This is a genomic window from Sorangium sp. So ce375, assembly GCF_051473855.1.
Classification (GTDB): Bacteria; Myxococcota_A; Polyangia; order Polyangiales; family Polyangiaceae; genus Sorangium.
Genome location: NZ_CP150335.1, coordinates 12198786 through 12219424 on the forward strand (window position 1 = coordinate 12198786; position 20639 = coordinate 12219424).

Sequence of the window (20639 nt, forward strand, 5' to 3'; positions counted from 1 at the left end):
CTGACAACTTCGGATCCGGCCGATGGTACGCGTTCGTTGCCCGCCGGCGTTTGCAGGAGTGGAGATCGGCGCTCTCGCCCGATCCCACGGCTGCTCGGCAACCCGCTGGCGGTAGGTGGTCCCGATGGTCTCCCTGCTGCTCTGTGTCCTCTACTTCGGCGTGTTGCTCGGTCTCAGCGGCTACGGCCTGCACCGGCTGCACCTCGTGGTCCTCTGTCGCCTGAACCGCGCGAAGATCGCTCGCGCGCAGGAGGTCCCGGCCCTGACCGATCGCGACCTCCCGCCGGTGACGATCCAGCTCCCGCTCTTCAACGAGTCGACGGTCGCGGCGCGGCTGCTCGATGCCGTCGCGAGGATGGATTACCCGCGCGACAAGCTAGAGATCCAGGTGCTCGACGACTCGACGGACGAGACGCAGGCCCTCGTCCGGGCGCACGTCGAGCGGCTGCGCGCGCAGGGCATCGACGCGGTGTACCTGCACCGCGTGGACCGCGTCGGCTACAAGGCGGGGGCGCTCGACGCGGGGCTCAAGGTCGCGAAGGGCGAGCTCATCGCGATCTTCGACGCGGACTTCATCCCGCAGCCGGGCTTCGTCCGGTCCATCGTCGGCCACTTCGAGGACCCGACGGTCGGCATGGTGCAGACGCGGTGGGGTCACCTGAACCGCGACGTCTCGATCCTCACGCAGGTGCAGGCGCTCATGCTCGACGGCCACCACCTCGTCGAGAACCGCGCGCGCTTCGGCTCCGGCCTCCTGTTCAACTTCTCCGGCACCGGAGGGATGTGGCGCAAGGAAGCCATCCGTGAGGCCGGCGGCTGGCAGCACGACACGCTGACCGAGGACCTCGACCTGTCGTACAGGGCGCAGCTCGCGGGCTACCGCTTCATCTACCGCGAGGACGTCGTCTCGCCAGCGGAGCTCCCCGAGGACATCTCGGCGCTGCGCGCGCAGCAGTACCGCTGGGCCAAGGGGACGGTGCAGACGGCGCGCAAGCTGATGGCGACCGTGCTCAGCGCGAAGCTCTCGCGCGGGCAGCGGCTCGAGGCGTTCTTCCACCTCACGCCGCACTTCGCGTACCCGCTGCTCGTGCTCCTGAGCGTCCTCCTGCTGCCGGCGCTCGTCCTGTTCCCCGCGGCCGACACGCTGACGATGTTCGCCATCGATCTGCCGCTCTGCACGGCGACGACGGGCTCGCTCGCGGCGTTCTACATGCTGGCCGAGACGGCGCAGGGCCGCTCGCGCTGGGGCGCGGTCGTGCGCTTGCCGATGCTCATCGCGCTCGGGACGGGGCTCGCGCCGTACCTGTCGAAGGCCGTGATCGAGGGGATCCGCAGCATGTCCGGCGAGTTCGTCCGGACGCCGAAGCAGGGCGACAACAAGGGCCGGTACAAGGTGCGCACGGACCTGCCGATCACGGAGGTGTTGCTCGCCGTGCTGTCGTGCGGCGCCGTTGTCGCGTCCGTGGAGACGGGGCACTACTTCGCCACGCCGTTCGCGGTGCTCTTCGCCGTCGGCTACCTCTACGTGGCGGCCCTGGTCGTCCACGAGCAGATCGGGCGCCGCCGCGAGGCGACCTCGAGCGCGCCGGTCGTCGGCTGGAGCGACGCGCAGCCGAGCGAGGCGGCTGTCGTCGGCGCCTGGAGCCGGCAGTCAACGAAGGAACGCCGTCTCGGCGATCTTGCCGTCTGAGCGGATCGCCGTCGGTAGGCCCTCCAGCGCCCCTGCGGTCGCGCCGGAGGGCCTGCCGGATTTCTGGCTGCACTTCGCGGGTACGAGGCGTGGGGGCGCTGGTCTTGCCGTCGCGGCGTCGCTCCGAACGCGGCGTCGCTCGGGGCCCCACGAAGCGCGCCTGGTGTACGTCGGGCGAAGCCTGCGTAACCCCCTAGACCTCCCCGACGCAGGCTGGCATTCTGCCCTCAGGCCGGTCGGGGGACCGCACGCGGCTTCCTGAACGGTCTTCAGGGGTTGCGGCGCGTCCCCTCTTCTGCAAGGGCGATGGGGGTCTCATGACGAAAGCCGAAATCGTTCAGGCGGTCTACTCCCGCCTTGGGGGGTTCTCGAAGAAAGAATCTGCCGATCTGGTGGACCTCGTGTTCGAGACGATGAAGGAAACCCTGGGTCGCGGGGAGAAGATCAAGATCTCCGGATTCGGCAACTTCGTGCTGCGCGACAAGCGCCAGCGGCAGGGTCGCAACCCCCAGACCGGCGACCCCATCCTGATCACGGAGCGCCGGGTCCTGAACTTCAAGGCGAGCCAGATCCTGAAGCAGGCCCTCAACCCGCGTGAGACGGCCTCGGCGGCCGAGGAGTAGACCGCTTGGCGGTGCGCCCGCAGCTTCCTGCGAAGCTGTACTACCGGATCGGCGAGGTGGCCGGCATCGTGGGGGTCGAGCCGCACGTGCTCCGGTACTGGGAGACGGAGTTCCGCTCGATCCGCCCGCAGAAGTCGGCGAAGGGGCAGCGGGTCTACAGCCGGCGCGACGTCGAGACGCTCCTCAAGGTGAAGGAGCTGCTCTACTCGCACCGCTTCACGATCGCGGGGGCGCGGCGCAAGCTGCGCGAGGGCGGCATCGAGCCGCCGGCGCCCGACGCGGGCGCGAGCCACGAGGAGGTGCAGCGGATGCGCGCGGCCCTCGTCGAGATCCGGAGCGAGGTGATCGCGCTGATGGATGAGCTCGAGCGCGTCTGAGCTCCACGGCGTGGCGCCGGGCCTCGGGTTGCGTCTCTCGTTGCCGGCCGGGGCGCGCGACGTGCCGAAGGAGGCGCTGCCCGCGATCGACGTCTCGGCGCTCGCGGGGGCGAGGGTGACGCTCCTGCGGGGCGTCGAGGCGGACGGGCTCTCGCTGCGCGCCGTCTGCGTGACCGCGCCCTCGCGGCAATGGGTGACCGGCCTCGAGGAGCTGGTGCTCGATCGGGCTTCCGGGCTCGTGCGGGGGGGCCTCGGGGTGGTGATCGATCGGTGGGACGCAGGGGCGATCCACGCGCTGTCGCAGCGGTTCGAGCAGGCGTTCGAGGGGGCGGGGCGGGCGGGAGCGGGCGCGGTGGTGATCCATGGGCGGCACGTGCTCGGCTTCGCCGGGAGCGAGCGCGACGCGGTGCTCTGCAGCCTGGCTTGTCTGGAGCCGTCGCAGGGGACGGGCGACCGATGCGGCGCGCTGCTCGGCGCGACCGAGATCGAGGGCGCGTTCGTGGCGCCGCCTGAGCCGGGGCTGCTCGTACGGACGATCTTCCTCGCCGCGGAGCAGCCCGGCGCGGCGACCGCGGCGCTCGGGGTGCTCGCGGCAGCGGGGGTGACCGTTCTGCTGGCGCGGCGGCCGCGGCCGCGACCCTAGTGCAGCGTCGCCGAAGTTCGTTCCTGGTTGCGGGCGCGGGGTCTAGCCAAGCTGCCCGGCCGCCGGCGAGGGGGCTCGGCGACGCGGCACCAGCGCGGCGGAGAGGGGTTTGCCGCGCTGCCCGGCAGGGAGCGGGCGTATCGCGAAGGCAGGATTGAAGAGGGAGCTGTCCGCTGGCTCGACCCGGCAGGGGAGCGATCAGAACGGGATGTCGTCGTCGTTGCCGCCGCCGCCGTAGCCGCCGCCGCCGAAATCGTCCGGCGGGGGGCCGGGATCCTGCGCTGGCGGCGCAGGACGACCGCCGCCGCCGCCGCCGCCGCCGCCGCGGTTGTAGCCGCCTCCCGCGGGGCGTCCGCCGCCCCCACCACCACCGTAGCTGCCGCCCCCACCACCGTAGCCGCCGCCGCCGCCGCCACCGCCACCACCGCCGTAGCCACCGCCGGGATCAGCGCCGAACGCGCCCGCGTCATCGCCGGCGGCGCCGCGACCACGGCCCCCGCCGGTCAGCAGGACGTTGTTCGCGACCACCTCGGTCTTGTAACGCTTGTTGCCATCCCGATCGTCGTAGCTCGACGTGCGGAGCGAGCCCTCGATGAAGATCGAGGAACCCTTGCTGAGGATCTTGCCCAAGGCTTCGGCGCGCTTGCCCCAGATCACGACATTGTGCCAGTCCGTCCGTTCTTTCCGGACCTTGTCGCGGTCCAGGTACGACTCGGTCGTCGCGAGCCGCAGGTTCAAGACGGCCTGGCCTCCCTGGGTGAACCGGAGCTCTGGGTCGGCGCCCAGGTTGCCGAGCAGCATTACGCGATTCAAGCCTTCGGCCATCGTGACTCCTTCCCTAGGAGGGGCTCCGCGCACGTTGCGCTGAACGAACGTCGCCTGCTTCACTCCCCCATGGGGGCCGACGCGTCAAGGGCCGTGGCGCGCCGAAAAGCACGCAGCGCGCCTGCGCGGCGAGACCGGCGGCGCCCTCGGTCCGGGCGGCGCGGCGCCGCTCGATCCTGCCGATTCCGCTCACCTGCCCGCTCCGGCTTGCGCGAGGAGGTCGGACAGGAAGAGCCGGGCGATCGTGAAGTAGAGGAGGATCCCCAGGACGTCCACGAGGCTCGCGATGAACGGCGTGGAGCTGGTCGCCGGATCGAGGCCGATGCGCCGGAGCAGGAGAGGGAGCATGGCGCCGACGGTGCAGCCCATGAGGACGATCGCCATCAGCGTCACGCCGATCGTCAGGACGAAGCCGGTGCCGTCGCCCCAGAGCCAGACGCGGAGCATGCCGATGGCGGAGAGGATAAGGCCGAGCACGACCGCCTGGCCGAGCTCGCGGACGAGCACGCTCGCCCAGTCGCCGACGCGCAGGTCGCCGACGGCGAGGCCGCGGATGATGAGCGACGACGACTGCGAGCCGGAGTTACCGCCCGTGGAGATGAGCAGCGGCACGTAGTAGGCGAGCGTCGCGACGGCCTCGAGGTCGTGCTCGAAACGCCGGAGCACCTCGCCGGTCATGAACTCGCCGACGAACAGCACGGCGAGCCACGGGGCTCGCTTCTGGATGAACGTCCAGAAGCTCGTCTTGAAGTAGCTGTCCTCGATGGGGCCGACCGCGCCGAGCCGCTGCATGTCCTCGGACTGCTCCTCCGTGAGGACGTCCATCACGTCGTCGACGGTGATGACGCCGAGCAGCTTGCGGTCCGCGGAGAGCACGGGCAGCGCGTTGAAATCGTACTTGGCCATCGTCCGCGCGACCTCTTCCTGGTCGGTCTCGGGGCCGACGGCGAAGACGTTCTCGGTCATCACGTCCGCGAGCCTCTCGGACGGCGAGGCGAGCAGCAGATCGCGCAGCGACACGACGCCGATGAGGTGCCCTCGGTCGGAGACGATGTACACGTAGTAGATGGTCTCGGCGTCCTCGCCGACGGCGCGGATGCGCTCGATCACGTCGGCGACCGTGAGGTGGATGCCCACCGACACGTAGTCGGTGGTCATGAGGCCGCCGGCGCTGTCCTCGGGCCATTTGGCGAGCTCCTCGACCTCGGCCGCGGCCTCGGGGTCGACCTTCTCCAGCGTGGAGAGCAGCGTGCCGCTGACCTGGTCCGGGAGGGCCTCGATGAGGTCCGTGCGATCGTCGGCCGCCATCTCGGAGACGATCGGCGCGATGCTCTCGATGCCCATCTGCTCGACGAGCGCCTCCTGGGTCTCTTCGTCGAGGCGCTCGAAGATGGGCGCGGCCTCCTCGGCCTTCAGCGCCATCAGGACCTTCGCCGCTTCGGCGTCGTCCAGCAGGCCGATGAGGTCGGCGAGGTCCTCGTCGTGGATTTCGTCCAGCAGGTCGGAGAGCTGCGCCGGCTCCTCGGCAAGGAGCTGCCGTACCTCCGGGACCATGGCGAGGGCGACGCGCAACATGCCCGGGCACTGACCACAACTCGGCCCTGCTGGGAAGCGGCAAACCCCACCGGCGCCGGGGGTGCGACCAACCCAAGCGCCCTGCGTCGACCGAGGTTGGGCGTGCTGCGGCCACGTTGCCGGTTGCGACGGTGGGGAGGTGGCGGCAGCACGCCGAGGATGTGGCTTGCGCTACGGTGACGATTGATAATTCTCGATTCGCCGACCCAGGTTGAGGAGGCGGCTCGACCCAGGGGGAGGAGCGGGATCGCCTACTGCGTTGGCAATCGCGCAATCAGGTTGACGGCGCGACGGCAGGCGGGGCATGGAGGCGCTGCACCGCAGCGGCGGCCTCTCGTTTGCTAGAGAACCCTCCCGCGGGGTCGAGCGGGGCCGGCAGGTCGAATTGACAGCCTTCCGGTCGGGTCCCTAGCATCGAGCTCCCGTCGAGCCGTGGATCGCCTGCGGAAGTCGGTCATGGGCCCGTGGACGGCGGGCCTTTTCGGTGGCTTGACCGCCGCGCAACTGGAGTCGGTGGTCGAAAGGAAAGTCGAATATGACGCGGATAGAGCGTGAGAGGCGCCCGTGGAGGGGCGCGGTGAGGTTCGCCGTGGCGGGCCTGCTGGTCGCGGGCACAGGCAGCGCCTTCGGATGTCTGAGCCGGCCCATCGCCGAGAACAGGCCCCGCTCGACGTCGACGATCGTCGAGCGGCTGACGCAGAGCTCGGTCGACAAGATCGACCTCCTCCTGGCGATCGACAACTCGGGCTCGATGGCCGACAAGCAGGACATCCTCGCCACCGCGATCCCCGATCTCGTCCAGGGTCTCGTCAACCCGCGCTGCATCCACATACGCAACGAGATGCCCCCGACCACGGTCGGCTCGCCGAACCAGAACTGTCCGCAGGACTTCAAGCGCGAGTTCGAGCCGGTCAAGGACATCCACATCGGCATCATCAGCTCGAGCCTCGGCGGCCACGGGTCGGGCTCGTGCCTGGCGACGACGAGCCCCTCGAACGTGGACATGGGGCACCTCCTCGCGCGCAGCAGCGAGACCGCCACCACAAACGACATCCCGACCTACCTCAACAGGGGCTTCCTGGCCTGGGATCCGGATCAGAAGCTCGCCGGCGAGCCGGGGACGTCGGATGAGGGCGACGGCGAGGCGGACATCGGCCCCAACGATTCGAACGCCGATCTCAACGACACGACGCTGGTCGGGCAGCTCACCGCGATGGTCAAAGGCACGGGGCAGACCGGCTGCGGCTTCGAGGCGCAGCTCGAGAGCGTGTACCGCTTCCTCGTCGACCCGGAGCCCTACGAGACCATCGGCATCGACCCGACGACCGAGGACATCGTCGTGACTGGCATGGATGCCATGGTCATCCAGCAGCGCGCCGAGTTCATGCGGCCGAGCTCCCTCCTCGCGATCATCATGCTCACCGACGAGAACGACTGCTCGATCCGCGAGGAGAGCAAGAACTACCTCGTGGCAGAGACCGGGCAGGGCCGCCGCCTGTGGCGGCCGCGCGCCGAGTGCGCCACCGACCCGGGCAACACGTGCTGCAGGTCGTGCAGCCAGAGGCAGGATGGCTGCGACACCGACCCGGCGTGCACGGGCACGGACGGCCACCCCGCCAGGCTGACCGCCGAGGAGGACCCGGTAAACTCCCGCTGCTGGGATCAGAAGCGCCGGTTCGGCTTCGACTTCCTCTATCCGATCGACCGCTACCGGCGCGCCTTCACCGAGGCGAAGATCCCGAACCGCAAGGGCGAGCTGGTTCCGAACCCGATCTTCAGCGATGCGAACCCGGACGACGGCGACTCCAACATCCGTGATCCCGGGCTCGTCTTCTTCGCGGGCATCATCGGCGTGCCGTGGCAGGACATCGCGCGCCAGAACGAGCAGGGCCAGCCCGACCTGCTGAACGGCCGCAACCTGGAAGGCGAGCCGGTCGGTGGGTTCAAGAACGCCGACGAGCTCAGCGCTCCGGTGGGCGAGCACGGCAGCACCTGGGACATCATCCTCGGCGATCCCGCGAAGTACCAGCCGCCGAAGGATCCGTTCATGGTCGAGTCGATGAAGCCTCGCTCGGGCACGAACCCGATCACCAACGATGCGATCGTCGGGCCGCAGGAGACGGGCTGGAACAGCATCAACGGCCGCGAGTACACGATCCCGACGGGGAGCACGGGGGACCTCCAGTACGCTTGCATCTTCGATCTCCCCGAGGATGCGGTGAAGAGCTGCGAGGGAAACGTTCAGAGCTGCGACTGCAGATCGGTGGGCGGGGTGCCGACCGACAACCCGCTGTGCGAGCCCGAAGGCGCGAACGGCCAGGAGGATCCGGCGCCCAGGTCGACGACGCAGATCAAGGCGAAGGCCTACCCGGGCCTCCGCGAGCTGCAGCTCATCCGGGAGCTCGGCCCTCAGGGCATCGTCGGCTCGGTGTGCCCGCGCCAGCTCAAGGACCGCAACGCGGCCGACTACGGCTACCGGCCGGCGATCGGCGCCATCATCGACCGCCTGAAGACGGTGCTCGGCGGACAGTGCCTGCCGCGCACCTTGACGCCGCACGAGAACAAGCAGGTCTCCTGCCTGATCCTCGAGGCCCGCAACTCGCAGGGCCAGTGCAACTGCGAGGATCCGAACATGCCGGGGCGCGCCACGGTGCCGAAGGACGCGGCTCGCTATGCCGCGGTGGAGGAGGTGCTCTCCACGGACATCGCGAAGGCCTCCGGCTGGGACTGCGTGTGCGAGATCAAGCAGCTCGAGGGCGTGAACGATGGCGAGCCTGCCTCCGAGTGCAGGACCCACGCCGACGACAACGTTGTGTCCGGTGGCCAGGCGGTGCACGGGTGGTGCTACGTCGATCCGTCGATCCATCTCGGCGACGCCTCCATCGTTGCGGACTGCCCGTCGACCGAGCAGCGCAAGATCCGGTTCACGGGCAAGGGCGAAGCCCAGCAAGGGGCCACGCTGTTCATCACCTGCTCCGGCGAGTAGGCGGCGTCAGCGGGCGTCAGCTGACGTCAGCTGACTTCTGATTGAGCCCGGCGCGCGGGGTGCGATCGCGAGATCGCGCCCCGCGGCGCTTTTGTGGCGCTTTTATGGCTCCCGAGCGGCTCCGGCGAGCCGGCCGGCGGAGCGCTGGGAAGGACCTGCCCGGTTTTGTGCTAAGACCGGACTCCGTCGTGGTGGCACGCAAGAAGATTCTCATCATCGAGGACGAGCCCCACATCGTGCTGGGGCTGACGGACGCCCTCGAGTTCGAGGGCTTCTCGGTGGCGTCGGCCTCGAAGGGGAAGGACGGCGTGCAGCTCGCGCGGCAGGAGAAGCCGGACGCCATCCTGCTCGACCTCATGCTCCCCGACACAAACGGCTTCAAGGTCTGCGAGGACCTGCGGCGCTGGGACGCGTTCGTGCCGATCATCATGCTGACGGCCCGCGGCCAGGAGATCGACAAGATCCGCGGCCTCGACGCGGGCGCCGACGACTACGTGACAAAGCCGTTCAGCGTGGGCGAGCTCATCGCTCGCCTGCGCGCCCTCTTCCGCCGCGCCGCGCGGCCGGCCGAGGCGCCCGTCGAGGTGTTCAGCATCGGCAACGTGCAGATCAACATGACCGCCCACACGGTCTCGCGGGGCTCGCGCTCGGATCAGCTGTCGTTCTACGAGGTCGAGCTCCTGCGCCTGCTGCACGAGCGCGTGGGCCAGCCGGTCTCGCGCGAGGAGATCCTCCAGAAGATCTGGGGGATCGAGGCGGGGCCGTCGAACCGCACGGTCGACAACTTCATCGTCAAGCTGCGCAAGAAGATCGAGCGCTCGCCCGACAAACCCGAGCACATCCTCACGGTCTACGGCTTCGGTTACAAGCTCGCTCCCTGACGGAGCGGCAGCACGTTGCGCAGGTCGCACGGCACCGTCGCCGCGGCGTCGGTGATGCGCTTCGCATCGAGCTCGGAGGTGCGCGCACCCTCGCGGATCTGCCGCGCCTCGAGGTGCAGCCGGACGAGGCCCGGGCTGCCCGTCTCGCCGGCGAACCCGACCACGTCGCCCGCGTCGAGGCGCGCGCCCGCCACGACGCCCGGGCCAGGGCGATCGAGGTGGCCGTGGAGCACGATGTACCTGCGCACGCGATCCACGTCGCGCGCCTCGCGCACGTCGTGCGCCGTGGCCACCGTGATCCCGGACAGCTCGCCGACGAAGACGACCTCGGCCTTCCCGTCCTGACCCTCGAGCCTGAGCGCTGTCACCCGCTCGCCCCGCGTCGCGGCGATCTCGACGCCGCCGATCCACGACGGCGGCTCGGGCCGCGCTGCCCCGATCGCAGCGACGGGACCCGCAGGAGGCAGCGCGCCCGCCCCGGGTGGAGCCTCCTCGACAAGGAGGAACCCCCGCGGCTCGTCCGGCGCGCCGATCGGGAACGTGTACGCGGCGGCGCTCGCCGGACGTTCCGGGCGGCGGGGGATGTGCTCGTGGGCCTGGCTGCGCGCGCTCGCGCTGGCAGGACGCGCGCCGGCGGGGCGCGCACCGGCAGGGTCAGAGAGCGCCGCCGCGCCGCCTTCGGGGAGCGGCGCGCCCGGAGCAGGCAGCGGGACGCAGGCGGCGCCCTCGGGCACGGTGCGCGGACCGCAGAGCGCCGCCGCGCCCGCGGCGCCGCGCGCTGCAGCTGCCGGAGGGACGACCGCGGGCGGCGGCGGCTCGGGATCGTCGATGCCGCCGAGCGCAAGGACGAGCGCCGACGCCGCGGCGCCGCGCACGAGCGGGGAGGGAGAGACCGCCGCCCTCGCCGGGCGGGCTTGCGATGAGCCGGACACACGCATGCCACGAACGGTCTACCGCATCGTGCGCGGCGGGCGAGCGCGATGCGGCGGCGCGCGCTCGTCCTGGCCCGCTTGCGCGCGGCGGCCCCGGCGCGGGCGGCGCCGGGCACGCGCGGCCGCGCCCGCCGTGGACGGGAATTCGCGGGGAACGCGCCCTCGTTGCCTGCCGGCTTGCAGAGGCGACGCGCTGTTGATAGCTCCTCTTCGTGCAAAATCGTCAAGCCATCGAGACGACCCTAAACAAGCTGTTCGACGCGGAGCGCACGGCTCGCCGGCTCCACGACGACCTGGCGGCTGCGCCCGGCGACGGGCTGCTGGACGTCCTCACGGACGCGATCGCGGCCGCGACGCGCGAGAACGACGAGGACGAGGCGGCGCTCCGGCTGGTGCGCATCGCGTCGCTGCTCGGCGAGCACGAGGGTCCGCGCGCGCTCGACGCGCTCATCGATGTGCTCTCCTCAGAGCACCCCGAGGCGCGGCAGGCGGCGGGCGAGGAGATCGAGACGCTCGCCTACGATCGGTTCAAGGAGGTCGCGCAGGCGATCGAGCGGGCGCTGAAGCGGCTGCCGGTCGGCTCGTCGGCGCTCCCGGAGCTGCCGTACCTCATCGCCGAGGTGCCGGAGCCGGGCGTGCCGAAGCTGCTCAGCCAGTTCCTGAGCCACAAGGACCCGGACGCGGTCGCGGCGGCGATCGAGACGCTGGTCGAGATCGGCGACCCGGCGCACGCGTCGCTCATCCAGCCGCTGCTCAGCGACAAGCGCACCGTCGAGCTCGCGGATGACGGCGGCGACGACGCGACGTCGGAGGTCACGATCGGCGAGCTCGCCGAAGAGGCGCTCAGCCTCCTCGCGCCCTACGACGACGAGGGGGACGGGGTCGCCTGATGATCGGCCCGCCGCTGAGCGCGGCGGACGCCGTGTTGTTCGAGCACGCGGTCGTCCCGCGCTACCTCTCGTTCTTCGCCTCGCTGGCGGTCGAGATGCTGCTGCCCTCCGAGGCGGCGCGCATCCTCCATCTCGGCTGCCGGAGCGGCTTCCCCGACGCGATCGTGGCCGACAAGCTGCCCGGCGCGACGCTCGTGGGCGTGGACGGCTCCGCCGCCGCGCTCGAGCTCGCGCGCGACAAGGCCGCGCTGTTCTCCGGGATGAACGCGAGCTACATGCTCGCCGACGCCCTGCCGACGCCGCTGCCGGACGCGAGCTTCTCCCACGCGTTCACGCTGCACCCGGTCTGTCGTCCGAGCGAGCGGGCGCTGCTCCTCGCCGAGCTGCGCCGGCTCCTGGTCCCCGGCGGCCAGGCGCTCATCGCGCTGCCGCTGCGCGGATCGTTCCCGGAGATCGCGGACATCGCGCGGGAGTGCGCGCTCAAGCAGGACCTCTCGGAGCTCGGCGCCGCGGTGGACGCCGCCGCCGTCAGCCGCCCGACGATCGAGACCATCGCCGAGGAGATCGAGGCCGCGGGGCTCGACGAGGTCGAGGTCGACGTCCAGCTCATCGCCGTGTCGTTCGACAGCGGGCGTGAGTTCCTCGACGATCCGATCTCGAGGTTGATGGTGATCCCCGAGGCGACGGCGATGCTCGAGGTCGAGCCGCAGATCGTCGACTCGATGCTCAAGTACCTGCACCACGCGGTCTCGAAGTACTGGTCGGAGGGGGTCTTCGAGCTGACCGTGAACGTCGGGTGCGCGAGCGCTCGGCGCCCCCTCGGCTGACGGCGGTCGACGAGCGGGTCGGGGCGCTGGCCGCGCGGAGCGCGCCCAGCGCTAGCGATCGCGCCCGCCGCCGCGGAGGCCGAGCTCGTCGAGCCCGGCGAGCGCCGCGAGCGAGACCGGGTGGTACGGGGGCCGCGGGGTGATCGGCTTCCGGACGTCGCCCCCGCGCTCCTCGATGAGCCGCGCGCAGAGCGCGAGGCACCATTTGCCCTGGCACCAGCCGGTGCCGAAGCCCGTGTAGCGCTTGACGGACTCGATGTCCTTGTAGCCGCGCTCCATCGCGGCCTCGAGCTCGTGCAGCGTGACGTCCTCGCAGCGGCAGACGAGCGTCTTCATGGATCTAGTCGCCCTCGTACTCGCAGCGGGCGTCGCAGGTCTCGAAGATGGTGACCCGGTTCAAGGACGGCAGCGACGGCGCGAGGCGGCTCCAGATCCACCGGGCGAGCACCTCGCTCGTCGGGTTCTCCAGCCCGGGGACCTCGTTCAAATAATGATGATCGAGCAGGTCGTGGAGGGGAGCCCAGGCCTCGTAGAGGTGGCTGTAATCGATGAACCACCCCGTCTCCTCGTTCACGGGGCCGCGGATCGCGACCTCGACCTTGAAGCTGTGACCATGGAGGCGCGCGCACTTGTGCCCCTGCGGAACCTTGGGAAGGCGGTGGGCGGCCTCGAAGCGGAACTCGTGTACGAGACGGACGTTCATCGGAGCAGCGGTCATGGGGCGGTCAGCGTGGGGCGTCAACGCCCCGCGGCCTCGCCGGGGGCGGCGTGAGGTACGGGGTTCCCTCGAGGGGCTCGAGCGACTATACCCCCCGCCATGCCGCAGAAGCCCGCAGTGAGAGCCAAGAAGAAGCGACGCGATACGAAGCGCCTGGCGAACTGGCGCGCCAAGAAGGAGCTGCAGAGCGCCCAGGGAGCGCAGCCGGCCGACCCCGCCGCCGCGCGGTCCGGCAGCTGAGCCGCGAGCACCGGCCCCGGCCGGTGCTCAGCTCGCTGGCTCGTCCTCTCCGTCGTCGTCCTCTCCACCGTCGTCCGGCTCCGGCGACGCCGGCCCCCTGCGCCGCGCCGCGCGAACTGTCGCGACCTCGGCCCGGGACGGGTTGATCACCAGAAAGCCGTGGTCCGCGTCGAGGAGCGCGACGTCACCTGGCGATGCCCAGCGGAACGCGCCCGCCACGTCCACGATCGACGGTACGCCGAGCAGCTGGAGGAGCACGAGCGAGCGCGGCCCGGATCGGTCGCTGAGCGCGACGCCCACCGGGTGGGCCCGGGCCGAGATCAAGAGGTCGAAGACCGTCAGCTGGTCTCCCACGAGGACCGCCTTCGACGGGAGCTGCGCCCGCGCGTCCGGGGTCGCCAGCATCAGGATGGCATCGCAGAGATCCTCGATGTCGCGGGCGCGGTCCTGCAAGAACGGGTCGCCGACGATCCCGTTGGCGGCGCGCGCCACCTCGCGGGCGACCGTCCCGAGCGCCTGCGCGACGTTGAGCCCGCTGGCCGCGAGCTCGAAGGCGCGCGCGCGCAGGCGGCCGTCGCCGATCATCAGGAGGTAGGTCGAGAGGAACGCCGCTTCCTGCGCGAGCCCTCGCGTCGCCGCGCGGGCGTTGAGGTCGAGGAGCGCCTTCTCCGCGATGTCGAACGCGAGCCGCAGGAGCTTCGGATCGCCGCTGCCCTGCCGCGCGCCGAGCGACGAGGTGGCCGGTCGTCGCAGGGCCGCGATGGCGCCGAGCGCGCGCCCCGCGACGACGGGCAACCCCGGAAGCGTGACCTTGCGCGTGCCGCCTCCCGTGCGCCGCCGCCGCTCGCGCAGCTCGTCGAGCACCTGCGCGTGGCGCGCGCCGGCCGCGATCGGCGCCGTCAGGGCCATGACGAGCTCGACGTCCCGCGCCGTGAAGGCGCGATCCCCCGCCCGCTGGACGACCAGCGCGCCGAGCGGGCGGCCGCTGCCGAGGATGGGGGCCGCGAGGAAGACCGGGAACCGCTCTTCGCCGAGCTCGGGGAACGCCCGGTAGCGCTCGTGCTCGGTCGCCTGGACGACCGAGATCGGGCGCAGGCACTCGACCGCCATGCCCGTGATGCCCTGCCCGACCGAGAGCCGCACCGTGCCGCGCGCCTCGCGCGGAAAGCCGACGTTGCCGCGCAGCACCAGCTCGTCGCCGTCGCCCTCGAGCAGGTACAGCGAGGCCACGTCGGCGCCGAGGATCGCGGCGATCCGCTGCGGCGCCTCGTCGAGGAGGAGCGACAGCGGCATCGGCTTCGCCACGAAGGCCAGGTACTCGATCACGAGATCCAGGCGCTCATCGCGGCGCACCTGGATCCTGGGGGAGGCGACCGACGGCGGCGCGCCCGCGTCGTCGGTGTCCGCGACGCGGGCCGAGCGGCCGGCCAGGTCGCTCGACACGGACGTACCCTGATCGGGGGAGAGCTCGTCCTGCGCGCGGTCGACGAGCCTGTCCCGTGAGCCTTCCACGCCGGACGATGTCGCGGACGGGCTCGCGATCCGTTCGAGCTCCGTGGGCGGATGGATCGCCTTCGGATCGGTGCGCGACGACATGCCATGATCGCTATCACACACCGTCGCTCGAGCGCACCTTGCTCCCACCACCGTCCCGATCGCGCCGCGGCCTGGACGGCGCGGCGGCGGATTGTCTGCGCTCGCTGCGGTCCGCCCATGCGCTGATATCCCGAGCCGGCAGCCGGCTCGGGATATCAGGCCGTCCGCAGGTCGACCGGGCCGTCGAGGGGCGGGCGCTGCATCCACCCGAGCGCCGCGAGCCGCGCGCGCGGGGCCGCTGCGGACGCCGCGCGCGCGAGCCGCCCGCCCCCGCCCGCGCCGATCGCGGTGATCGCGCCGCGGAGCGGCGCCAGCAGCGCCGGAGCGGCCTCAGCGTCGCTCGCTGCGACGTGGACGATGCGCGCCGCGGGCGGCAGCAGCAGCGATCGAGGCGCCGGATCGAGGCCGACCCCGTGCCATTGGCCTTGCCAGAACGAGCCCACGGCCTCGAGCGTGGCCCGGTACATCGTCACCTCCTCGCGGGCGGCGCCGTCGAGCGGCCCTCGTGGGACGCGCGTGCCCGCCTCCTCGAGCGCCTCGTGCAGGGCGCGCGCGAGCGCCGCTGCGCGCTCGGTCGAGCCCTCCACCAGCACGAAGCGCGGCGACAGGCAGCCGCGTTGATCGAACGGCACGACGTCCGCGGCGATGTCCTGCGCCGCCTCGGCGAGGCTCGCGTCCGGGCCGACGACGGCGAGCCCGAGGCCGGCGCCGTGCCCGCGCACGAGCACGCCCGGGCCGGCCTTGGCCCGCAGCGTCGCCACCGTCTGGTCCGAGCCGTAGATGTGCAGCTCGGCGTGCGGCAGATCGCCGAGGACGTCCTCGCCCGCCGCCGGCGTCCCGGCGTCCCCGAGCGCGATGTCCGCGACGAGCGCGATCGCGCCGCCTGCGCGGCGGAAACCGTCGTCGGCCTGCAGCGCGCGCACGAGGAGCTCGGCGACGACGGGATCGCGGCGGGACGGGCGCACGAAGACCTCCGGCGCCGTCGCCGCCGCGACGGCGATGGCCCGCAGCGGCGCCGTGCAGACGTTGGCCGCCAGGACCACGTGGCAGCTGCGCGCGCGCCCCGAGGCCGCCACGAGCGCGCCGAGCTCGCCGTCGCTCGGCGTGATCTCGAGGTGGCGGCCGAGCGCGAGCTCCACGCCTTCGGGGGAAAGGCCGCTCGTCGAAGGCAACCGCCGGCGCGCCTCCTCGCCCAGCGGATCGCGCGCGTCCGCGATCCGCGCCGCCGCGGCGACCGCGCGCTCGACCCGGAGGCGCCGCGCGGCGCCGGCGTCCATCACGGTCCGCCGCCGAGCATCTGGTCCATCGCGATCGAGCAGCCGCGCGGCGGCGCCCCGGACGCGCGGCCCAGGAGCTCGACGCCCTCGCCGGTGACGCGCACGCGATCGGCGGTCTGGATCGCGACCGCCGAGTCGACATTCGCGAGATCGACGATCCGCGCGAGCCCGATCGCGCCCGCGGGGAGCGGCGCGAGCGTCTCGGGGTCCACCGCGGTGACGCGCGTCCAGGGCGGCGCGAGGTAGAGCCTTGGCGCCGCGCGCGGTGCGCCCGCGAGCGCCGCCGCGAGCGTGCCCTCGTAGAGCTGGCTGGAGAGCTCTGTCATGCCGTACTCACCCACCACGTGCGAGAGGGGCACCCCCAGCGACCGCGCGATCGACGCCCGCAGCTCGTCCGCGGGCACCTCGCGTGAGCGGCCCTTGTAGCCGCCGGTCTGCATGACCCGGCTCCCTTCGGGCAGCAGCGTCGCGCCCTCGGGCAGCTGCGCCTCGAGCAAGCGCTCGATCAGGTGCACGAAGGCGAACGACGTGCCGAGCACGATCGCCGGCTCGCCCGAGGCGCGCGCCTCGGCGCACGCGCGGGCGAGCCCCGCGGCGTCGAGCTCGCCGTCGCGCACGTGCCAGCTCGCCGGCCCCGAGAGGCGCGCCGCGAAGCGGTCGATCATGAACCCGAGCGACGAGTCCGGCGCCTCGTGGAGCGGCGGCGCGAGGACGATCGCCCGGAGCCGCGCGCCGTCGGGCCACAGCAGGCGCTCCCCCCAGGCGAGCGCGGCGAGCTCGTAGGTGGCGGTCGTACGGAACGGGTGCTCGCCACGGGACGCCGCGCCGAGGGAGGTCCCGCTCGTGCGGAAGATGCGCTCGTCCGCTTCCGGCGGGTGGGTCGCGACGCGCGCGAACCGGAACACGTCGCACGGCACAGCGGGGATCTGCGCCGCGTGATCCATCACCGCGACGTCCGCGCCGCGCGCCGCGAAGAGGCGGGCGACGGGCGCGCAATGCGCGGCCTGGTGCCGGGCGATCGCGAGCGCGAGCGCATCGAAGGTCTCCGGGAGCGTCCCGCGCTCGCTCTGGCGCTGCGGAGCAGAGGCGGCCGCTGCTCGATCGGCGCCGGTCGAGCCCCCGTCCGGAAGGAGCGACGCCTCGATGAACGCCCGCGCGCGCCGGTGCAGCGCCTCGCTCTGCTCTATCGGTCCCACGGGCACCGAGATAGCACGCTCGTCCTGCTCCGCTCGCGCGAAGCCGCCGCGGAGCGGCGCAGGAGCGCGGCCAGAGATGGCCGGCCTTCCGGCGGGCGGAGCTAGGCCGAGAGCACGCGCGCGAGCGCGCCGGCCGCGGCCGACAGCAGCGCTTCCGGGATGGTGAGCGCCGGCGTCAGCGTCAGCGTCTCGCCGCGCACGCCGCCCGTGAGGATCAGGTACCCCTCTGCCAGCATCCCGCGCATGGCCCGGAGCCCGAGCTCGGCGCTCTCGAGCTCGACGCCGACCATGAGCCCGGCGCCCCGCACGTCGACGACGCCCGCCGTGCGCGCCAGCGCCGCGCGCAGCGCCCCCTGGAAGCGAGCGCCGACGTCGCGCGAGCGCGCGGCCAGCCTGCCTTCGTCGAGGGCGTCGAGCGTCGCGAGCGCGGCGCTCGACGCGAGGGGCGACCCGGAGTGCGTCGATGTGTGGACCACCTCGGCCTCGCGCGCCCACGCCCGCATGATCGGCTCGGGCGCCACGCACGCGGAGATGGGGAGCCCGCCGCCGAGCCCCTTGCCGAAGCAGACGATGTCGACGGGCACTCCCAGCTCTCCCGTGCGCGTCATCGCCCCCGATCGACCGAGGCCGGTCCAGATCTCGTCCGCGATCACGAGCGCCCCGTGCCGGTGAGCCGCGTCGCAGACCGCGCGCAGGAACGCGTCGGGCGGGACGACGCAGCCGCCCCGCCCGAGGATCGGCTCGAGGAGGACCGCGCCGACCTCGCCCCCGCGCAGCGCGAGCTCGACGGCGTCGACCGAGCGCGCGGCGCCCGCCTCGTCGCGCGGGTAGGGCGCGAACGTCACGCGCCGGTTGAGCTGCTCCGCGAAGGGCGCCCGGTAGCTCTCGCGCAGCCCGCACGCCGCGAGCGGCGCGTACCCGAGCCCGTGGTATGCGCCCTCGAAAGCGACGAGCCCCGGCCGTCCGGTCGCGAGCGCCGCCGTCTTGACGGCCGCGGTGATCGCGTCGCTGCCGCTCTGGCCGAGCAGCGCCATGGGCGAGGGCCCGGGGTGCAGCGCCGCGAGGCGCTCCAGCAGGGTGATCTTCACGTCGGCCGAGTACACGTCGCCGAGCGCGAGGGTCAGCCGCGACATCTGCTCTTCCGCCGCGCGCCGCACCGGCGCCGCCGCGTGGCCGAGCAGCAGCGCGCCGAAGCCGGCGCACAGGTCGACGTACCGGTTCCCGTCGACGTCGCAGACGTTCGCGCCGCGCCCGTGCGACAGCACGATCGGCAGCATGTCGGCGCCGCTCTTCTGCGCCCGCGCCTCTCGCCGCCGGCCGAACGCCGGGCACTCGACGCGCTCGAGCCGCTCGAGGGCGCTCCGCGACAGGGGACCAGGCGGCGGCGACAGGATGGCGGGCAGCTCCGCGCCGTCGCCCGCGTCCGGCGCCGCCGGCAGCGGCAGATCGCTGTTCGGCATCGTCCTTCCTCCGCCGGAACCTAGCGCGCCCGCGGGCGGCTGCTCAGGCGCACACCCGGTTTCTTCCGCTGTTCTTCGCGTGGTAGAGGCGCTCGTCGGCGCGCTTGATGAGGTCGTTCGCGGTGCGATCGCCCTCCTGGAGCAGCGCCACGCCGACGCTGATCGTCACGCGGATGCTGTCGGCCTGGAACACGAACAGGTGCTCCGCGACCTTTTGACGCAGGGTCTCGCCGAGCGCCGCCGCGCCCTCGATGGACGTCTCCGGCAGGATGATGGCGAACTCCTCGCCGCCGTAGCGCGCGAAGACCTCGTCGCGGCGGATGCGGCTCTGCACGATGCGCGCGACCTCCTTCAGCACGAAGTCGCCCGCCAGATGGCCATGGACGTCGTTGATGCGCTTGAAGTGGTCGATGTCGAACAGGAGGATCGCGAGGTCCCGTTCGTGGCGGCGGCCGCGGATGATCTCGCGCTCGAGCGCCTCGTAGAGGTAGCGCTTGTTGTGGATCTGCGTGAGACCATCGATGATGGTCATCCGGTAGATCTCTTCGTGGTATTGCGCCTCCACGTCGGCGCCGGACAGGAACTTGAAGATCGTGGGTCCGATCTTCACCCTGTCTCCGTTCTTCAGCACCACCTCGCGGGAGATCTGCTCATCGTTGCAGTACGTCCCGTTGGTGCTCCCGTCGTCGACGACCATCCAGGCGCTCGGCCGCTGCTCGAAATGGGCGTGCCTACGTGACACGGAGTCGCCGTCGAGCACGATGTGGTTGTCCGCGCCGCGACCGACCCGCGTCGGGTTGTTCTCCAGCACGAACCGTTTGCCGAGCAGCGTGGGTTCCTTCGTGTAGATCACGACCAGGCAGTCGGTCGTGTTCTTGCTGCCGCCGCCCGGTGGGGGCTGGACCACCTGCGTTACACGAGTCTTTTCGTCGAAGTCACTCACGCGCGCTCAGCCCAACCCGTCGTGCGACCTAGCCTCGACATCGTTCGAGCTCTTCCCGAGACGGAACCTACCCGGGCGTGGCTCTTCGGTCGCGGTGCAACGGTTCGATATGCCCTAGCTCGCCCAACGTCAAAGCGTACTGACATGCCCCGACTCCCGTCAAGACGGCCATCCGGGCGGAGCCGTCTTCAGTGCTTCCTCCGCCTTCCCGACCCGACAACGGCCTACGTCGCCCTCTGCGCTCGGTTGTGTACGTTGCGTCCGTTGCGCCCTTCCACGTTCTCGGCTTGTTCCCCGCACGCCGTCCGCCCCTCGCCGTTTGCTGCCGTTGGCCGTCGCGCACGCCGCGCCGCACCGCCGGTTCTCGCCGACGCGCCTTGTGGGGCACTGTGCGCTTCTATCGCAGTTGACGCCCCACCTCTTTCCTCTTGTACAGCCCGAGCTGCCGAGGATGCGGGTCTCTCTATGCGTTTCCCGAGCGCGCCGCCACCCGTCCGGCGAGCGATTGAGCCGGCAAGGGAGAGAATGGTTCGCTGGAACACGATGTGTCTGTTCGGCTGGCATGTCCGCGTTCTGCGGGGGCGATGCTCTGTGAGTTCTGCCTCAAAACCAGGGCACATCACAACGCTGAACTGAGCGAAGCGGAACCGCGCGAAGCGGAACGGAGCGGAGCCGAACGAAGCGGAGCCGAACGAAGCGGAGCCGAACGAAGCGGAGCCGAACGAAGCGGAGCCGAGCGAAGCGGCACGGAGCGGAGCCGAGCGAAGCCAGCGGAACGGAGCGGAGCCGAGCGAAGCCGAGCAGAACGGCGCGAAGCGGCACGGACACGGAACGGAGCGGGACCGAGTGAACCCACGTGCGCTGCGCACGCTGCGGCCGCGCAGCTGCGGGCTTCCTGGCAGTGTTGCCGGTTGGTTGACTTGGCACACCAGGTGCGTAGGATAGACCTGCGTCGCGGCG

19 protein-coding genes are annotated in these 20639 nt (G+C 71.7%); 9 read left to right on the forward strand and 10 right to left on the reverse strand.

Annotated elements, in window-relative coordinates; translation table 11 throughout:
• Positions 1 to 124: 124 nt before the first annotated feature.
• The 4 genes from WME90_RS45315 (at position 125) to WME90_RS45330 (ending at position 3333) form a co-directional block, all read left to right on the forward strand.
• Positions 125 to 1690, forward strand: coding sequence for a glycosyltransferase family 2 protein (locus tag WME90_RS45315; protein ID WP_437278330.1), 1566 nt, complete (start codon positions 125 to 127; stop codon positions 1688 to 1690).
• Between the two features lie 317 nt (positions 1691 to 2007).
• Positions 2008 to 2313, forward strand: a complete 306-nt coding sequence (locus WME90_RS45320; RefSeq protein ID WP_012241218.1) for an integration host factor subunit alpha — start codon at positions 2008 to 2010, stop codon at positions 2311 to 2313.
• An 11-nt stretch (positions 2314 to 2324) separates the two neighbouring features.
• Entirely contained in the window at positions 2325 to 2690 is a 366-nt protein-coding gene (locus WME90_RS45325) for a MerR family transcriptional regulator (RefSeq protein ID WP_437283745.1), read from the forward strand.
• Positions 2671 to 3333 (forward strand): hypothetical protein, encoded by a 663-nt coding sequence (locus tag WME90_RS45330; protein WP_437278331.1) that lies wholly within the window; start codon positions 2671 to 2673, stop codon positions 3331 to 3333. The genes WME90_RS45325 and WME90_RS45330 overlap by 20 nt, the downstream gene beginning before the upstream one ends.
• A 198-nt stretch (positions 3334 to 3531) precedes the next feature.
• Here WME90_RS45330 and WME90_RS45335 read toward each other — a convergent pair whose 3' ends face one another.
• On the reverse strand, positions 3532 to 4158 hold the full coding sequence (locus WME90_RS45335; protein ID WP_437278332.1) for a single-stranded DNA-binding protein: 627 nt from the start codon (positions 4156 to 4158) through the stop codon (positions 3532 to 3534).
• A 189-nt stretch (positions 4159 to 4347) separates the two neighbouring features.
• A complete protein-coding gene (gene mgtE / locus WME90_RS45340; RefSeq protein ID WP_437278333.1) occupies positions 4348 to 5733 on the reverse strand; it encodes a magnesium transporter in 1386 nt (461 codons plus the stop codon).
• A 577-nt stretch (positions 5734 to 6310) separates the two neighbouring features.
• Between mgtE and WME90_RS45345 the strand changes: the two genes are divergently transcribed.
• Complete coding sequence (locus WME90_RS45345) at positions 6311 to 8719, forward strand: hypothetical protein (protein ID WP_437278334.1); 2409 nt, start codon at positions 6311 to 6313, stop codon at positions 8717 to 8719.
• Positions 8720 to 8907: 188 nt separating this feature from the next.
• A complete protein-coding gene (locus tag WME90_RS45350) occupies positions 8908 to 9600 on the forward strand; it encodes a response regulator transcription factor (protein WP_437278335.1) in 693 nt (230 codons plus the stop codon).
• Here the strand turns inward: WME90_RS45350 and WME90_RS45355 are convergent.
• Positions 9582 to 10532, reverse strand: a complete 951-nt coding sequence (locus tag WME90_RS45355; protein WP_437278336.1) for a hypothetical protein — start codon at positions 10530 to 10532, stop codon at positions 9582 to 9584. The two genes, WME90_RS45350 and WME90_RS45355, sit on opposite strands and share 19 nt — an antisense overlap.
• 212 nt (positions 10533 to 10744) lie before the next feature.
• Between WME90_RS45355 and WME90_RS45360 the strand changes: the two genes are divergently transcribed.
• Positions 10745 to 11422 carry a HEAT repeat domain-containing protein gene (locus tag WME90_RS45360; RefSeq protein ID WP_437278337.1) on the forward strand — a complete coding sequence of 226 codons (678 nt, stop codon included), beginning with the start codon at positions 10745 to 10747 and terminating at the stop codon, positions 11420 to 11422.
• Complete coding sequence (locus WME90_RS45365) at positions 11422 to 12249, forward strand: class I SAM-dependent methyltransferase (protein WP_437278338.1); 828 nt, start codon at positions 11422 to 11424, stop codon at positions 12247 to 12249. The genes WME90_RS45360 and WME90_RS45365 overlap by 1 nt, the downstream gene beginning before the upstream one ends.
• A gap of 51 nt (positions 12250 to 12300) precedes the next feature.
• Here the strand turns inward: WME90_RS45365 and WME90_RS45370 are convergent, their stop codons facing one another.
• The gene (locus WME90_RS45370; RefSeq protein WP_437278339.1) at positions 12301 to 12585 is read right to left on the reverse strand and encodes a (2Fe-2S)-binding protein; all 285 of its coding nucleotides are present in this window, start codon (positions 12583 to 12585) and stop codon (positions 12301 to 12303) included.
• A gap of 4 nt (positions 12586 to 12589) precedes the next feature.
• Positions 12590 to 12952: a 6-carboxytetrahydropterin synthase QueD gene (gene queD, locus WME90_RS45375; protein ID WP_437278340.1), complete on the reverse strand. Its 363-nt coding sequence runs from the start codon at positions 12950 to 12952 to the stop codon at positions 12590 to 12592.
• A gap of 132 nt (positions 12953 to 13084) precedes the next feature.
• Here queD and WME90_RS45380 point away from each other — a divergent pair, with 132 nt between their 5' ends.
• Positions 13085 to 13207 (forward strand): hypothetical protein, encoded by a 123-nt coding sequence (locus WME90_RS45380; protein WP_437278341.1) that lies wholly within the window; start codon positions 13085 to 13087, stop codon positions 13205 to 13207.
• Between the two features lie 27 nt (positions 13208 to 13234).
• On the opposite strand, the gene WME90_RS45385 is transcribed toward WME90_RS45380, so the two are convergent.
• The 5 genes from WME90_RS45385 to WME90_RS45405 form a co-directional block, all read right to left on the reverse strand.
• Positions 13235 to 14803: a GAF domain-containing protein gene (locus WME90_RS45385; protein WP_437278342.1), complete on the reverse strand. Its 1569-nt coding sequence runs from the start codon at positions 14801 to 14803 to the stop codon at positions 13235 to 13237.
• Between the two features lie 155 nt (positions 14804 to 14958).
• Positions 14959 to 16080 carry an acyl-CoA reductase gene (locus WME90_RS45390; RefSeq protein WP_437283746.1) on the reverse strand — a complete coding sequence of 374 codons (1122 nt, stop codon included), beginning with the start codon at positions 16078 to 16080 and terminating at the stop codon, positions 14959 to 14961.
• Entirely contained in the window at positions 16080 to 17282 is a 1203-nt protein-coding gene (locus tag WME90_RS45395; protein ID WP_437278343.1) for an acyl-protein synthetase, read from the reverse strand. The genes WME90_RS45390 and WME90_RS45395 overlap by 1 nt, the downstream gene beginning before the upstream one ends.
• A 95-nt stretch (positions 17283 to 17377) precedes the next feature.
• Entirely contained in the window at positions 17378 to 18736 is a 1359-nt protein-coding gene (locus tag WME90_RS45400) for an aspartate aminotransferase family protein (protein ID WP_437278344.1), read from the reverse strand.
• 43 nt (positions 18737 to 18779) lie between these two features.
• Positions 18780 to 19679 carry a GGDEF domain-containing protein gene (locus WME90_RS45405; protein ID WP_012241235.1) on the reverse strand — a complete coding sequence of 300 codons (900 nt, stop codon included), beginning with the start codon at positions 19677 to 19679 and terminating at the stop codon, positions 18780 to 18782.
• Positions 19680 to 20639: the final 960 nt, after the last annotated feature.

What these genes read in the sequence shown, in the direction of transcription:
- WME90_RS45365 (WP_437278338.1), top strand. Translation starts at nt 11,422, where the DNA reads ATGATCGGCCCGCCGCTGAGCGCGGCGGACGCCGTGTTGTTCGAGCAC.
- WME90_RS45315 (WP_437278330.1), top strand. Translation starts at nt 125, where the DNA reads ATGGTCTCCCTGCTGCTCTGTGTCCTCTACTTCGGCGTGTTGCTCGGT.
- WME90_RS45390 (WP_437283746.1), bottom strand. Translation starts at nt 16,080, where the DNA reads ATGGACGCCGGCGCCGCGCGGCGCCTCCGGGTCGAGCGCGCGGTCGCC.
- WME90_RS45320 (WP_012241218.1), top strand. Translation starts at nt 2,008, where the DNA reads ATGACGAAAGCCGAAATCGTTCAGGCGGTCTACTCCCGCCTTGGGGGG.
- WME90_RS45385 (WP_437278342.1), bottom strand. Translation starts at nt 14,803, where the DNA reads ATGTCGTCGCGCACCGATCCGAAGGCGATCCATCCGCCCACGGAGCTC.
- mgtE (WP_437278333.1), bottom strand. Translation starts at nt 5,733, where the DNA reads ATGTTGCGCGTCGCCCTCGCCATGGTCCCGGAGGTACGGCAGCTCCTT.
- WME90_RS45335 (WP_437278332.1), bottom strand. Translation starts at nt 4,158, where the DNA reads ATGGCCGAAGGCTTGAATCGCGTAATGCTGCTCGGCAACCTGGGCGCC.
- queD (WP_437278340.1), bottom strand. Translation starts at nt 12,952, where the DNA reads ATGAACGTCCGTCTCGTACACGAGTTCCGCTTCGAGGCCGCCCACCGC.
- WME90_RS45330 (WP_437278331.1), top strand. Translation starts at nt 2,671, where the DNA reads ATGAGCTCGAGCGCGTCTGAGCTCCACGGCGTGGCGCCGGGCCTCGGG.
- WME90_RS45370 (WP_437278339.1), bottom strand. Translation starts at nt 12,585, where the DNA reads ATGAAGACGCTCGTCTGCCGCTGCGAGGACGTCACGCTGCACGAGCTC.
- WME90_RS45400 (WP_437278344.1), bottom strand. Translation starts at nt 18,736, where the DNA reads ATGCCGAACAGCGATCTGCCGCTGCCGGCGGCGCCGGACGCGGGCGAC.